Origin of the sequence: Reichenbachiella carrageenanivorans, assembly GCF_025639805.1 — a bacterium.
GTDB classification, from domain to species: domain Bacteria; phylum Bacteroidota; class Bacteroidia; order Cytophagales; family Cyclobacteriaceae; genus Reichenbachiella; species Reichenbachiella carrageenanivorans.
Genome location: NZ_CP106735.1, coordinates 887,200 through 901,761 on the forward strand (window position 1 = coordinate 887,200; position 14,562 = coordinate 901,761).

Here is a 14,562-nt window from a genome sequence, read left to right on the forward strand (position 1 = left end):
TTGGGTGAAAAATTAAAATATCCCATCGACCTCAAATCATTACCCAGCACACCTGGTGTATACAAGTACTTCCATAAAGAAGTATTGATTTATGTAGGTAAGGCTAAAAACATTAAAAAAAGGGTTTCTAGCTACTTCAACAAACAAACTGGAAATAGCCTAAAAACACGTAAACTAGTCAATGAAATAGATCACGTCGAATATGTGATCGTAAACTCTGAGTACGATGCCCTCTTGCTCGAAAACAACCTAATCAAAGAAAATCAGCCGAAGTATAATATCCTCCTCAAAGATGACAAAAGCTTTCCTTTTATCTGCATATCGAACGATCGATTTCCTAAAATATATACAACACGAAGAAATGAACTCAATGAAGGCGAGTACTTCGGCCCATACACCAGCGTAAGGGCACTAAACAATGTCATCGAGCTTATTCGAAGTCTTTATAAAGTAAGAACATGCAACTACCTTCTTTCCGAAAAAAATATTGCTAACAAAAAATTCAAAGTTTGTCTCGAATATCACATTGGCAATTGCCTAGGGCCTTGTGAAGGTCTTCAAACAGAAGAAGACTACTTAAAGGAAATTGATCAGGCTAAACACATCATTAAGGGGCACCTTAAAATAGTAAAAGATCATTATTTACTGTCTATGAAAAATGCAGCAGAAAACCTCGCTTTCGAAGATGCTCAAGAATACAAAACCAAAATAGAACTACTTGATAAGTTTCAATCTCATACGGTAATTGTTAATAAAAAACTTAAGGATATTGACGTAATCACCATTACCTCTACGGAGAAAAAAGCATTTATCAACTACATGAGAGTAGATAATGGAATGGTGAACATATCTGACTCGCTCACGATCAACAAACGGCTTGATGAGACTGACGAACAGATACTAGAACTTCTGATTATAGAACTACGTGATCGGTTCAGCAGCAACTCTAAAACGATCCTAAGCAACAAATCATTTGAATTCTGGCAAGAAGACACCGAAGTTGCCATTCCCCAAATAGGAGACAAGAAAAAACTCGTGGAATTGTCTCTAAAAAACGCACTCTATCATAAAAAAGAAGCCATTTCACAAGCAGAGAAATCGAAACAAAAAGAAAATAGGGTTACTCAACAGCTCATGGATGACTTGAAGCTAAAAGTAATCCCTAATCACATTGAATGTTTTGATAATTCTAACATTCAAGGTACTAACCCAGTAGCTTCTATGGTGTGTTTCAAAAATGGAAAACCTTCAAAAAAAGATTACCGTCATTATAAAATCAAAACAATAGTTGGTCCTGACGATTTTGGATCAATGCGAGAAATCGTAACCAGACGATATAAACGTCTACAAGAAGAAAACCTTCCCTTTCCTAACCTTATCTTAATAGATGGCGGAAAAGGACAATTGCATGCGGCCTGTGATGCCCTAAAGGACTTAGGAATCTATTCCGAAATCCCAGTAATAGGCATAGCCAAACGGCTAGAAGAAATCTATTACCCAGAGGATAGTATTCCACTACATATTAGTAAAAAATCCGAATCACTCAAACTCCTCCAACAACTACGGGATGAGGCACATAGGTTTGCCATCACTTTTCACAGATCGCTAAGGAGCAAATCACAAGTAACGTCGGAATTGGACGTGATACCTGGCATCGGGCCTCAAACACGACAGAAACTGCTCTCAAAATTCAAATCATATAAAAAAATATTGCAAGCATCCGAAGCAGAACTAGTTGCAGAAATAGGAGTAGCCAAAACTCAAGTTATATTAGACTACACACAAAAAAAGGGATCAAACTGATCCCTTTTAAATAGTATAAGTGCTCGATTTAAGTTAGAACTCCCAAAGTTCATTCTCAAATTCAACCATGTCATATTCTAATTGCTTTGATGCCAAAATCGCATCTCTTCTAGATTTAGTATAGATATCTACAATTCGATTATCCTTAGGGTTCGCAATCTTAGTTAAGTTTGACCCAAACAATCTCAAATTAAAAGCATCAGCCATATTTCTATGCTCAGCCATATTTTGTGAATTATACCAAATAGCTTCATCTGGCATACTTCTAAACAGGGCTTCTAAATCCTTATATTTAAAGGATGCTAATGGCTTTTCAAAAAGCGCAGGGTTTTTGTCTGCAGGAAGAAAAAGAGTGATTGCTTTAAGGTCATAGAATATTCTAGATCTCATTCTATCAAAATATACTTCTTCCTTCAACTCAGCAATAGAAAAATCTCTAGTTGCAAACTCATTGCTCTCTTCTATTACTTCCTCTGGCTCTTCACCTTCGTCACCACCACCACCAAAGAAATCATCATCAGAATCTGCACCAAAGCCCATATCCATTTCCTCTTGAGTAAGACCTCCGCCCTCCTCTTCATACTTCAAATTCTGCAAAAATGTCTCTTTAGACATTCTTGTAGTCACAGAATCATTTGTATATGGAAATAACAAACCTGCTTTAACTGCATCAATGATAATTGTTGATAATTCACCATTTCTTGAGAAGAATGGAGCATTTTGCTTCTCCTCCAAATCAATTCTTCTCCATACTGTCTTTTTGAACATTTTGTATGCCTCATTCACAGGGTAAACGGAATTCTTATCGTATCCTCTTACATTTTCCTGCGCACTACTCGACTCAATATTGAATAGAGCAAAACATACAAAAAGGCCAATTACATAACAAAACTTCTTCATAACCTATTTGTTTAGTTTATTCTTATCGTGATGATTTTAGGTCCAAAGTTTGAGAAATTTTCGATATCTCCTTTGAAATTCCTTCTCTGCACTTTTTTCACTTCAATCACCAATGCATCTCCCGCTCGCGCTTGCGAAGCCAAAGATGACAAATTCAAATCTGGACCTTTAGGTCTCACACTACCTACAGATCTTCCAGCTCTTACTAAGTTTACTTCAGACTCAGCCACTCTAAACTTGGCATCCTTCGGTAGGAATTGCGCAAATGATTCATCTGGCTCAGCTGCCAATTTCAAAGATCTTGGTGCACCTTTCACCCCTCTTTTCAAATTAACTGGACCACCTTTCTCATAAACAACAATTTCTGGCTTAGGTATCCTTTTTACTTTAAAATCTTGAGTGCCAATTAAGTTGCCATTGCTTGACACACTCAATGTCACCTTAGCAGAATTCGGGATAATTACAACTTCACCCTTTTGAGAGCCCTTAATATTAGTTCCTCCTTTGGTATTGAAAGAAGGGTTATAAGCCGTTCCCATAGCAGGCACCTGTACATCCAATTCGTTACCACAATTCAAGTAAAGTGCTTGAACAGATGCTGATTGAATCTGCATCACTGGTTTAGAAACGATATACTCAATTGTATCTACAAAAGTAGTATCTCTTCCTCCTGGCATTTTCACGCTAATTGCTCCAATAAAAGATTTTGTAGCATTTCCCGATTTATCATAATTGCCTGGAGTAGCAGTAAATGATACTTTACCCATTCCGCCTATTACTTCTATTTCCTCACCGTCTACTGTCATCGTTGGCGTAACAGAAGATGAAGAAGCAGCAATAAATAAATCAGCTTCATATTTTGTTCCTGCAGCAACCACTTTAGACTGTGGTTTCACCATTGGTACAATTTGATCAAACTTCAAATCTTCTGCACCAACTTGGCGAGCCAAGTTTTCCAAAGCCTTAGTTTCTTCTGTGATGACATCAGATTGAAATTGGCTAAGCGAAGCTAATGCACCAACCATTGGTGTGCTACTACCAAAGTTTAACTCAGAAAACCCTTTTGTGTTTTGATTCGGATCGTCTTTAAAAACGGAAATATCTTTTGCGTCCTTAGCAATATCATTAATAGATTCGTCTCCAGTTACTGTTCTTAAAAAATCTGAATAACCATTCAATTTATCTTTCAGTTTATCACCTTCTTTTTCAGTTACAAACATCGCAGACGAAGCATCAATATCCTTTTGACCAATATACACACCTGTTTCGGTGACCCCGCCCGTTCTTGCTACTAGTTCTACTTTATATGCTTCAATCTCTTTCAAGATTTTAGTTGTAGAAGCACGAACCTCTTGAGCTTTGGTAAGAACAGCTAAGTCCTTTTCTCTATTTCCAGCATCAGAAACCGTTTGCTGAATACTTTCTACTTTTTTAGCGTTGTTACTGATTTTATTTTCATTCGTAGCTTCAAAAGCTTGGTTAATGAAAATAAATTTTTCAAGAACGCTATTACTTACTTGCAGAGCTAATAAGGCAGTCAGTACCAAGTACATCATGCCTATCATCTTGTCTCTTGCGGATTGTTTACCTCCAGCCATAATTTTCGCTTTTTAAGGTTAAAAAATTATTTAACTTATTTAGCTGATGAAGTATCTCCCCCACCTCTCATAGCTGCCAACATGCTTCCATAAATTTTGTTCAATGAAGTGATGTTGGTATTCAAACTAGTCATTCCAGATCTGAATTTTTCGGTATCTTTTGCAGCTTCTGCCATACCCTCCATTGCAGACGTCACATTAGAATAGAATTTGTTCATAGCCTTCACATGACTATTCGCATCTTGCAATTCCATTTCATAAACTGCATTTAGTGCCCCTAGGTTTTTAGTTACATTTTTCACTTGTGAGTGATACTCTGAGGCGTCTTTTGAAGCATTCGCCATATCTGTCATCGATGATGCAGTACTAGCGTATGATTTGTTCATTTCAATGAGTGACTTTGATGCTGTTTTTACGTTGGTTGCGTATTCACTTGTAGCCACTGACGCATCCCCTAGGTTAGACATTTTCTTAGCAGATTCTGCCATATTTCTCATGCCGTCACCTAAACTTTTAATTAATTCTGGACCTACATTGGCATCTGCCAACATTTTATCCATTTGTTGTGATACTCCGCCAGTTGCTGCAGGAGCGGCTACACGTGGTTGAGCTTTAGGACCGTCATAATCATCAGCCAATTCTGGATAAACTTTAGACCAATCAATCTCTGCATGCTTTGGTTCAAATGCACTTAAGAAAAAGATAACTGCCTCAGTACTTAACCCAATGGTAAGCATCTCACTAGCACCTGGCAAGTGAAGGATTTTAAACATGGCACCAACAATTACTACGGCAGCTCCAATGCCATAAACTTTAGGCATTATTGTTGAAAACAAAAGCTCTTTAAATCCACCTTTTTTCGCACTCATATTATTTAATATTTTAGGTTATTTAATACAGTTTTAATAATTAAAATTCGTTTCCACCAGATCTTCCCAAATGTGTCATTGCACATCGGAATCCAATAGACGCTCTAGTCGAGTCTTTAAATTCGTAAGTTTTTGTCCCTGTCTCTAGATAATAAGCAATGTCTTTCCAAGACCCGCCCCTAATGACTTTCTTAGGTTCATCATCATCAAAATACGTTGGATTCAAGTCCCAAACCAATGGCATTGCGGAAGGATTAAATGCATCTTCACACCATTCGGCTACATTACCTGACATTTCATATAGTCCGTAATCATTGGCAAAGAATGTACCTACAGGTGATGTATAAGCAAATCCATCATCGAAATAGTTACCTCTACCAGGCTTGAAGTTCGCCAAAAGACAACCTTTCTTATTTCTGATATATGGGCTACCCCAGGGGTATTTGTTCATATCTCTACCGCCTCTTGCTGCATACTCCCATTCTGCCTCTGAAGGCAACCTGAAATTTGGCATTGGAAAAAGTCCACGATCAGCTCTGAAATTATTCAAATGATCAGTTCTCCATTTGCAAAAATACTTCGCAGCTTCCCAATCAACCCCTACCACTGGATAGTGGTCGAAAGCTGGATGTGACCAGTAGTATACCATCATTGGGTCTCCCATATGATGTGTAAAGTCTCTTACCCAAACAGAAGAATCCGGAACTAAGTCCTCCACAACGAATCCTTCTGGAAGATCAGTCTCTGATCCTTCGGTAATGTCTTCTACAAACTGTCGATATTCATTATTTGTGATTTCCGTATCATCCATATAAAAAGGACCGATCGTCACCTGTTTGTTGTAGTTGATTTGAGTAGCAGCTACATCTTCATCTGCCTGTCCCATATGGAATGTCCCCGGAGGAACTGCTACCATACCGAATGGCCGGCTCATTTCCCAACCTTCTCGTCCTTGAGCTCCTATCAATTCACCATTGGTATCCACAGCTTGACCTTTGTTGCCGCCAAACATATTGGCTATACTACAGCCTTGAGTACCAATAAGAACAATAGATAGAAAAAGGAACGAAAAAATTCGGCTTACACTAAATTTATTCATAACACAAAATTTATAACATTCATACTTTAACATAACAAGTATACACAAAATATATTGCACGGTTTAAACCATAAATATAATCTTTACAATTCAAGATACCTTAAATCTCGAACAAAAATTATTTCAGGCCACTAAAATAAGAAAAGCACTTTCTTTCCCACGGTTTTCTAACAACTAATTATAGTTTTAATATCGAAATCTTGGTGTGCGTATGATCTTTTTTGCCCCTGTAGATATCGAGGGCAAATCATATCTAATGAAAATCTCATGTGATGTAGGTTGCTTCGCAGATTGCTCTTTGATTATGTAATCAAATGAATACCCAGCTTTTAGCTGATTGTTCTCCAAAAACGAATACCCCATAAGTAAGGTCAAGGCCTCATTGTTCCGGTATGACAGCCCTCCCCAAAGTTTTTGGTTGTAGGTAGCAATGACACTCAAATCAATCGAAAAAGTATTAATATCTGATGTCACCAAAATAGACGGCGTAAGATCAACATTATAAGTCAAGCGATAATTATACTCTCCATATAGATTGTATATCATACTTGTCTTGTTATCCGCATCGCCTGTTCCAGATAGGGAATAGTTCATTTCTGGCTGAAGCAAATGATTGACCCCTGCCGCTAAAATAAACTCCTCGGTTGAGTAGCCTACGCCAAAAGCTAAATCTATTACCATTTGAGACTCCTGTTTTTGAGAATTGAAAGGGTCTGAACCATCCACAAACCTGAGCTGGTCACCACTTAATGTACGATTGATCAACTCAGGCCGAATGCCAAAACTAATCGTACCCCGATTCAAACGCTTGTGATATGCTAGAGACACCTGCGTTTCTATAGTATTGATAGGGCCTACCTTATCGTATAGAACATTGATCCCTACCCCTAGCGGTATTTTTTTAAGCGAGACAGGGGTTGAAAAATTCAAGTATTGTGTAGATGGGGCGCCGCCATCATTTTCGATCGTGGGTTCATAACCCACCCACTGTGCTCGGCTAATGACACTGACACTCCCTTTGCCATCCAATGCTGTTAGCGCAGGACTCCAATAGGACTTTGCAAACATATATTGACTGAAATGCGGATCCTGCTGCGCTATGGATTTATACCCAAACGCAACAATGACAAGAATAAGAATTAAGGATCTCCACATAGGGTTTGTAATTACAATGACGCCAATCTAATGGCGTAGTATGTAATAATAATCAAAAATTGAAAATACCCTTATCTAGTTCAATACAAATAAGTCGAACTATGGTCTTAATTCTTACTTACTTTCTTAATGTAAAGCTCTATTGCTCCTGTCATTGATGGTGCATTAGGCAATGGCGCTTCAATATCAAGAATCAAATTAGCATCTCTCACTGCCTGAGCCGTAGTAGGTCCAAAAGCAGCAATTCGAGTATTGTTTTGTTTGAAATCTGGGAAATTCACCAATAATGAATTGATCCCTGAAGGACTAAAAAAAGCAATGATGTCATAATTAACATCAGCCAAATCAGAAAGGTCACTCGCCACTGTTTTGTATATGATCGCTTCTGTACAGTTAAACCCATTTGAGTTTAAAAAGTCAGGGATATCATTTTTTCTAATGTTAGAACAAGGGAATATGTATTTCTCGTTTTTGTGTTTTTTCAACACTTCGATCAATTCGTTGGCCGTTCTAGAACCTGTGAATATTTTTCTTTTTCGAATAACGATATACTTCTGCAGGTAGTTGGCTGTCTGCTCTGAAATACAAAAATATTTCATATCAGAGGGTATTTCCACCTTGCTTTCTGCAGCCAATCTAAAGAAATGATCAACCGCATTTCGGCTTGTGAAAATCACTGCCGTATGCTTCAAAATGTCTATTTTCTGAGCTCTAAACTCCTTTATGTCGACTGGGTCGATTTGGATAAAGGGTCTAAAGTCAATCTTAATATTATACTTTTCAGCTAGATCGAAATACGGTGACTTATCACCTACAGGTTCTGGTTGAGAAACCAGAATACTTGATACTTTCTTTAGTCTAGCCTTGTCTTCAATCAATAATTCTTCGCTCATTCCAATGGACCTATTTGAAAACTATTATGTAACTATTTTAAGAAAATCTTAAAGAATAGTAACAGAGGGATCAATTCCGTGCTGCAAAGGTAAGAAAATAAATGAAGTTTTCGAAAAGTATAAATCTTATTTAAAACAAAAAAGATTAGAATAAGGCGTCCTATCCAAGATAAAAGGACAATTATTTTTATAAATGTAGCATGTTCTGAGAGGATTAATCCACCAAAAATACCATTGATTACGCTAAGCGAAAATGCAACTGTGGCAATGATCAATGAAAGCCTAAAGTAGGCAAAAAAGTGAATGAGCCTAACCTTTTTGATTTTGAACAGCTGGGTATTGATGGATACCACTATCAACTTAAACAATATCAACACAAAGCAATACACGGAAACCTCTAGGCCTACCTTGACCATACCTGATCCATCAGAGTAAAAAGAAAAAGACGAGAAAAAGTCTGGGTGAAACAGGCCAATGTTAATCACTGTGCTCCCTACTAATAAGGCATAGAAAACCACAAAACCGATATTAGGCCAAGCCATGGGCGAGTGGGCTATTATAAGATCAAAGTTTTGTCGTACTTGTATGGCTTTTATTACAGAAAAATATTCTTTGAACAACCTAAAACTGAATGCTCTAAGTAAGGCAACCAAAGACATAGTGACCATAGAGATGATAATAAACAAATCCAGTTTTTTATGTCCTCCTCGCACTAGAAAAGAGGATTGAGCAACGGCATTTTCCTCCCCTTTTTCTTTTTTAATTATCTGGGTAGTGATCATAGAAGCATTGAGCTGTTGACTATGAATAGCAACATAAATTCGGTTTTCCCTATAGACTTGATGCAAGCTATCCAATGACAAATAGACGGACTGATACACTTCACTTCCATAAACCAGTTCGCGTTGAATCCATACAAAGTGCTGCTCTGGAAAAGTGAGTTTGAGATATGCCCCACTGAATTTTTTCAGATCTACTTCAAAACGAACTACGTTTGTTTTAGACTGCTTGAAATAAGGCACATAAAGTTCTTCGTCTTCATCGAAAACCTCCCAATTCCAACGCAGGTTTTTAAGTTCTACATCACCAGAATAACTAGTTATCGGGAATAATAATCCCCACAAAAAAACTAGTGTGACAACCCTCTTACACATCTAACTGTGCTCTTCTTTTATTGATTAAAACCTCCAAAACTGTGCTAATAAAAACAGCAAAAGCACCTATGATTAGTAATAAGGTAGAATTACCTAAATGAGAAAAGAAAATACAAAACCCAACTACGCTTAAATTGATTATAATCAAAACAAACACAACCTGAAGATGAGATAATCCCATGTCGCAAAGATAATGATGTATGTGGTTGCGGTCAGGCATAAATGGAGAAACGCCACGATATACTCGAATCGTAAATACTCTAAGCGTATCGAAAATAGGAATAAAAAGCACACTAATGGCAATCGCTGGTGCCGAAGCTATTTTATCCATTTCTATAAAATGAATAGCTAGAATAGCTATAATAAATCCACTAACCAATGCCCCCGTATCTCCCATGAAAACCTTGGCATTAAGCAAATTATACCTAAGGAAACCAACCATAGCACCCGTTAGAGCAAAACAAACAAAGGCATAACTTTCTTCTCCATAGGAGTAAAAATAAACGCCGAAGGTCATACAAATAACTACTACAATAGAGCCTGCTAGACCATCCACTCCATCGATCAAATTGACCGCATTAGTGATACAAAGAATCACCAAAAAACTAAAAGCATAACTTATTCCTACCTCAAGATCATAAACCCCCATAAAACCTTGAAAACTGGAGATTCTAACATCGGCATAAAACAACACAATGCCAGCGGCCAGTACTTGCACAAAGAATTTTTTAAAAACTGATACACCGTTGATGTCATCTTTGACCCCAACAAAAAATATAATCAAACTCCCAGCTAGCAACTGCTGAATACCCAATGACATCTGTCCAAAAATGGCCACACTAGTCATGAATCCAGCGAAAATGGCTAACCCACCCAAGCGCGGTGTATCGATGTCGTGAAACTTTCTAAAATCTGGCTCGTCGAGGATCCGTTTACTATGTGCCACACTGATAATAGTGGGTATAGAAAACATAGAAATCAGAAGTGCCCAACAAAATATCAGTATGGATTCGATCATGTGCGAGTTGAATTTTGCTCAAAGTAAGTCAAAGTCAATACCTTTTCAAAAAATGGCTGTATAACCAAAATGTATTTTAGATGTGGCAAACGAAAACGACTCTCCATCCCGCTTGCCCAAACCATAGAGTATTTTGAAATTTCCACGTTCAGTGGCGAATTGCATACCTGCTCCCAACCCTGCTGGACGATCAGAATAGCTGCCGTAAATAATGTCATAAGACAAAAAAGCCTGATCATAAAACGTTACTAAGTAAGAAGCCGCATCCAGATAATATCGCCACTCCAAATTTACCAGTGCATACTTAGAAGCAAAAAATTCTAATTCATTAAAACCTCTTATCGTTTTTAGCCCACCCAGCCTATACAAATCATTGAGATACAGATAATCGTTAAATATCACTCCATTTTGAGATGACAGGTACAACACTGACCTTGGAGAAATCCGCTTATACGCTTCTAATATCACCTGCAAGCGATATTGGGTAGACTCGGGTATAGACGAACCTATAGTGCTCACAGACTTTCTCCCAACATTAGTGATCCATTGTGTTTTGAAACCATCTTTGGGTTGAAGCCATCGATCGAGCTTATACCAAGTGACTGCCAGTCCATAATAATCAATATTAAAATCACCACTAGCCCCTGTTTGATCATCCAATTCGTTTCCTAATAGACTTTCATAACTCATTCGCATACTTACTCGCTTCGACGGGCGGTAGTCGAATGCCAACTGTAGTGACCGATTCGAGTACACCGTGTCTTGTCGAATCTGATCTAGAGAAAAATAAAAGTCCAACGGCGAGCCTAACAATATTGGATGCAGGTAACTCGCATGCAACTGCTGCGAACCTGGCTCCAATTTTTTCCAGTTGACTTCCACTTTTTTGCCAGACTGAAACAAATTGTTGATACTCAAATCCAACTCACCCGTAACCTCTAGGCCTTCTCCATCTGCCTCAGGCACCACCCCTAATATTCCATCAAAATAATTGACTTTACGCGGCATCAGTTCTAAAGCTACGCGTGCTTTTTTTAATTGAAAAGAAGTACTCATTCTCTCCAAAGACAAAAATGGAAGGTGTTGGATTTTATCTTCAACTCTAGCCAAATCTTCTTCATCATAATTTTTGCCATAATCAAGACCCAAATATTTACTTAGAAATACTGGTTTCACCAGACCCTGTGGATTCACAGCCAAACTATCATAGGTGATTTGCGTACCCAGATCAAGCCTGAGCTCTACTTCCAAAAAGCCATTTTCTACTTTAGCAGGTCCTTCTAGTTCCAAGGTGGCAAATGGATATCCGTTGGCTTCTAAATACTTTAAAACCTCATGCGCTTCGGAGACAACCTGATCAGGTGAAATCACTTCCTGATTCACTTTTATTTTCGGAAAGCGTGACAAGCCGCCCATTACTTCCTGATCATCCATAATGGTGATAGCTACAGCCTCGAAGGCACGGCCTTGATACACCCATAAACGTATCGTATCTACTGCCAATAAGCTAGAATCTATACTAGCCAGCCAATAGCCATCTCTTCTAAGCTCTTCTATCATTGCCTTATTGGCCAATCTGATTTCAGAGCTATCCATCCTCGACCACTTAGGCACATAGGACTGATCCACTCCTTCATATACCACCGTGTAAGCAATAGGTTGTGCCCAAGTAATACTTGCTACCCCTATCGCCAGAAAAAAAGAAGCCACATGTTTTCCAAATACTCTATACATTAGCGACTCAAAATAATTCTAACGACTTGGCTGGTATCTACATCCATATTCCCTACTGCAAACAAGCCTGCCATTACTGTGATTTTCATTTTTCCACCAATCTAAACACCAAATCAGATTTAATCGAGGCTATCCTCAAGGAAATTGAAATACAGAAAAATTATCTCGGAGCAGAAACTGTAGAAACCATTTACTTCGGTGGCGGCACGCCATCCATGCTAAGCAGTGCAGAACTAGTCTCTACTTTGGCAGGCATTCGCCAAAATTTCAACATTAGCGAAAGCGCAGAGATCACACTAGAAGCCAACCCTGACGACCTCAGTCAAGCCAAACTGACGGCTCTCAAAAAAGCAGGCATCAACAGGTTAAGCATCGGCATTCAATCATTCGACAACGATTTACTTACTTACTTCAATCGCGCCCATGATGCCCACATGGCCACGAAGTGCGTACAGCAAGCCCAAGCTTTAGGGTTTAAAAACCTTTCGATCGACCTCATATTTGGAGCTCCCAGCCAATCAACAGCTGGCCTTAAAAAAGACCTTGAGCAAGCACTTCTATTAAAAACACCTCACATATCTATATATGGCCTAACCATAGAAAAAGACACCGTCTTTGGCAAATGGGAAAAACAGAATAAGCTCAAGCCCATGGATGAGGATATCGCTGCGGAGCATTTAGAGCTCATCATGACTACGCTTTCGGCTGCTGGATATGTGCAGTATGAGATCTCTAATTTCTGCTTGCCAGGTTTCGAATCCAAACACAACTCTTCCTATTGGCATGGTAAAAAGTATCTAGGATTGGGGCCCGCCGCACATTCATACAATGGCGAAGAGCGACAATTCAACCTAGCACACAACAGCAAGTACATTCGACAAATCCAAGCAGGAAAACTACCTACCTCAATAGAGAAATTAACCCCCGAAGACCAAATCAATGAGTATCTCCTCACCAAACTCAGGCTGATAGAGGGAGTGAACCATCAACTACTCCTATCAACTACTGGGTTTGACCTTTTGAGAGAGAGGGCTTCCGAAATAGATCAGTTCGTAGAGATGAAAATGTTAGAAACCAACGGAGATTTTGTTCGCTTGACTACTCATGGTAAATTACTTGCCGATTTCATTACTGAAAAACTGATAATCTGACTATATTCATCATTTATAAAGAAAAATTGTGGCGTGACTTAAGTACTTACCAAAAGGTTTGACTATTTATGAACACGCAGAAATGAGCTGGCATTTAAATATGACGAAACAAGAAAAAAGGGCAATGATGTTACTCAAATCGTTGATATTTCACTATCATGGTTTGGACGAAGACGAAAAAGCCATATTAGAAGAAAGTGCCATGCAATATGATGCCCATCGGGAGTTGGACTGGGCCAATGCCTTCATTGCCGAAGACTTTCTGTCGGCCTTCGAGCGTGCCCGCGAATTCTTAAATAAAGTAATTGGCGTACTGCCCAAAGAGCAAAAGCTCGATCATCTCATTGCCGTATGGCAAGACAATCACAAAAAAGGATATATGACTGAAATGGAGGCCACCGCCATGATCAACCTGGCCAAAGACTGGGACATTCAGTCCGAATTGATGGAGCGTGTCCGCGAGGGCTAGAGACTCATTCGTTCCTTAAATTTCGACGCCTGTCTTCTGCTTACCTCTACTTTTTCTCCTCCCTTGAGCTGTACCATAAGGCCACCATTGAACCATGGTTCAATCGACTCTACCCAACCCAAATTGATGATATGCTTCCTACTGGCTCGAAAAAAGGATTTGTCGTCCAGTTTTTCATCCAGTGCATTGAGAGACTTGTGAATCATGGGTCTAAAGCCATCAAAAAACACTTTGATATAGTTGCCATCAGATTCGAACAAACGAATATTTTCCAACTTCACAAACCAACATTTTTCCCCATCCTTTACAAAAACCTGATCCGTAGATTTGAGTTTTTCGGAAGTTTCTACAGCGACAGCCACAGGTTTAACAGTCTGACTTAGCACTTTCCTTACTACATCTGACAGTCGGTTAGCATCTATTGGCTTAAGCAAATAATCCAAGGCATTGAACTCAAAAGCTTTGATCGCAAATTGATCATAGGCTGTAGTAAATACGACCAAAGGTGTTTTTTCTAGCATTTCCAGCAATTCGAATCCCGTCTTGTCAGGCATCTGAATATCAAGAAAAATCAGATCAGGTTCGTATTTCTCTATTTTCTCAATCGCATCGTCCACATTGACCGCCTCATCCACGATCTCTATCTCTGGAAACTCAACCAGCAGTGAGGTCAATTCCTTTCTTGCCAGTCTTTCGTCGTCTATTATAATTGCCTTCAT

General features: G+C 38.8%; 13 protein-coding genes. 3 read left to right on the forward strand and 10 right to left on the reverse strand.

What is annotated here, in order from left to right:
• A complete protein-coding gene (gene uvrC / locus N7E81_RS03425; protein WP_263051881.1) occupies nt 1–1,803 on the forward strand; it encodes an excinuclease ABC subunit UvrC in 1,803 nt (600 codons plus the stop codon).
• 33 nt (nt 1,804–1,836) lie between these two features.
• Here the strand turns inward: uvrC and porN are convergent, their stop codons facing one another.
• From porN to N7E81_RS03470, 9 genes are all read right to left on the reverse strand, one after another.
• Nucleotides 1,837–2,703, reverse strand: coding sequence for a type IX secretion system ring subunit PorN/GldN (gene porN, locus N7E81_RS03430; RefSeq protein WP_263051882.1), 867 nt, complete (start codon nt 2,701–2,703; stop codon nt 1,837–1,839).
• Between the two features lie 11 nt (nt 2,704–2,714).
• Nucleotides 2,715–4,301, reverse strand: coding sequence for a type IX secretion system motor protein PorM/GldM (porM, locus tag N7E81_RS03435; protein WP_263051883.1), 1,587 nt, complete (start codon nt 4,299–4,301; stop codon nt 2,715–2,717).
• Nucleotides 4,302–4,336: 35 nt separating this feature from the next.
• Nucleotides 4,337–5,170 (reverse strand): type IX secretion system motor protein PorL/GldL, encoded by an 834-nt coding sequence (porL, locus tag N7E81_RS03440; protein ID WP_263051884.1) that lies wholly within the window; start codon nt 5,168–5,170, stop codon nt 4,337–4,339.
• A gap of 40 nt (nt 5,171–5,210) precedes the next feature.
• Nucleotides 5,211–6,269, reverse strand: coding sequence for a T9SS ring complex lipoprotein PorK/GldK (porK, locus tag N7E81_RS03445; RefSeq protein ID WP_263051885.1), 1,059 nt, complete (start codon nt 6,267–6,269; stop codon nt 5,211–5,213).
• 186 nt (nt 6,270–6,455) lie between these two features.
• Nucleotides 6,456–7,424 (reverse strand): PorP/SprF family type IX secretion system membrane protein, encoded by a 969-nt coding sequence (locus tag N7E81_RS03450; RefSeq protein ID WP_263051886.1) that lies wholly within the window; start codon nt 7,422–7,424, stop codon nt 6,456–6,458.
• Nucleotides 7,425–7,531: 107 nt separating this feature from the next.
• Nucleotides 7,532–8,317, reverse strand: coding sequence for a uroporphyrinogen-III synthase (locus tag N7E81_RS03455; protein WP_263051887.1), 786 nt, complete (start codon nt 8,315–8,317; stop codon nt 7,532–7,534).
• A gap of 32 nt (nt 8,318–8,349) precedes the next feature.
• On the reverse strand, nt 8,350–9,441 hold the full coding sequence (locus N7E81_RS03460) for a DUF4271 domain-containing protein (RefSeq protein WP_263051888.1): 1,092 nt from the start codon (nt 9,439–9,441) through the stop codon (nt 8,350–8,352).
• Between the two features lie 22 nt (nt 9,442–9,463).
• Nucleotides 9,464–10,489 (reverse strand): MraY family glycosyltransferase, encoded by a 1,026-nt coding sequence (locus N7E81_RS03465; protein WP_263051889.1) that lies wholly within the window; start codon nt 10,487–10,489, stop codon nt 9,464–9,466.
• Nucleotides 10,490–10,534: 45 nt separating this feature from the next.
• Nucleotides 10,535–12,223, reverse strand: a complete 1,689-nt coding sequence (locus N7E81_RS03470) for a BamA/TamA family outer membrane protein (protein WP_263051890.1) — start codon at nt 12,221–12,223, stop codon at nt 10,535–10,537.
• Between the two features lie 26 nt (nt 12,224–12,249).
• Between N7E81_RS03470 and hemW the strand changes: the two genes are divergently transcribed.
• Nucleotides 12,250–13,374 carry a radical SAM family heme chaperone HemW gene (hemW, locus tag N7E81_RS03475; protein WP_263051891.1) on the forward strand — a complete coding sequence of 375 codons (1,125 nt, stop codon included), beginning with the start codon at nt 12,250–12,252 and terminating at the stop codon, nt 13,372–13,374.
• Between the two features lie 124 nt (nt 13,375–13,498).
• Nucleotides 13,499–13,843, forward strand: a complete 345-nt coding sequence (locus tag N7E81_RS03480; RefSeq protein ID WP_263051892.1) for a hypothetical protein — start codon at nt 13,499–13,501, stop codon at nt 13,841–13,843.
• Here the strand turns inward: N7E81_RS03480 and N7E81_RS03485 are convergent.
• Nucleotides 13,840–14,562, reverse strand: coding sequence for a LytR/AlgR family response regulator transcription factor (locus N7E81_RS03485; RefSeq protein WP_263051893.1), 723 nt, complete (start codon nt 14,560–14,562; stop codon nt 13,840–13,842). The two genes, N7E81_RS03480 and N7E81_RS03485, sit on opposite strands and share 4 nt — an antisense overlap.

What these genes read in the sequence shown, in the direction of transcription:
- porN (WP_263051882.1), bottom strand. Translation starts at nt 2,703, where the DNA reads ATGAAGAAGTTTTGTTATGTAATTGGCCTTTTTGTATGTTTTGCTCTA.
- porM (WP_263051883.1), bottom strand. Translation starts at nt 4,301, where the DNA reads ATGGCTGGAGGTAAACAATCCGCAAGAGACAAGATGATAGGCATGATG.
- porL (WP_263051884.1), bottom strand. Translation starts at nt 5,170, where the DNA reads ATGAGTGCGAAAAAAGGTGGATTTAAAGAGCTTTTGTTTTCAACAATA.
- porK (WP_263051885.1), bottom strand. Translation starts at nt 6,269, where the DNA reads ATGAATAAATTTAGTGTAAGCCGAATTTTTTCGTTCCTTTTTCTATCT.
- N7E81_RS03450 (WP_263051886.1), bottom strand. Translation starts at nt 7,424, where the DNA reads ATGTGGAGATCCTTAATTCTTATTCTTGTCATTGTTGCGTTTGGGTAT.
- N7E81_RS03455 (WP_263051887.1), bottom strand. Translation starts at nt 8,317, where the DNA reads ATGAGCGAAGAATTATTGATTGAAGACAAGGCTAGACTAAAGAAAGTA.
- N7E81_RS03465 (WP_263051889.1), bottom strand. Translation starts at nt 10,489, where the DNA reads ATGATCGAATCCATACTGATATTTTGTTGGGCACTTCTGATTTCTATG.
- N7E81_RS03470 (WP_263051890.1), bottom strand. Translation starts at nt 12,223, where the DNA reads ATGTATAGAGTATTTGGAAAACATGTGGCTTCTTTTTTTCTGGCGATA.
- N7E81_RS03480 (WP_263051892.1), top strand. Translation starts at nt 13,499, where the DNA reads ATGATGTTACTCAAATCGTTGATATTTCACTATCATGGTTTGGACGAA.
- N7E81_RS03485 (WP_263051893.1), bottom strand. Translation starts at nt 14,562, where the DNA reads ATGAAGGCAATTATAATAGACGACGAAAGACTGGCAAGAAAGGAATTG.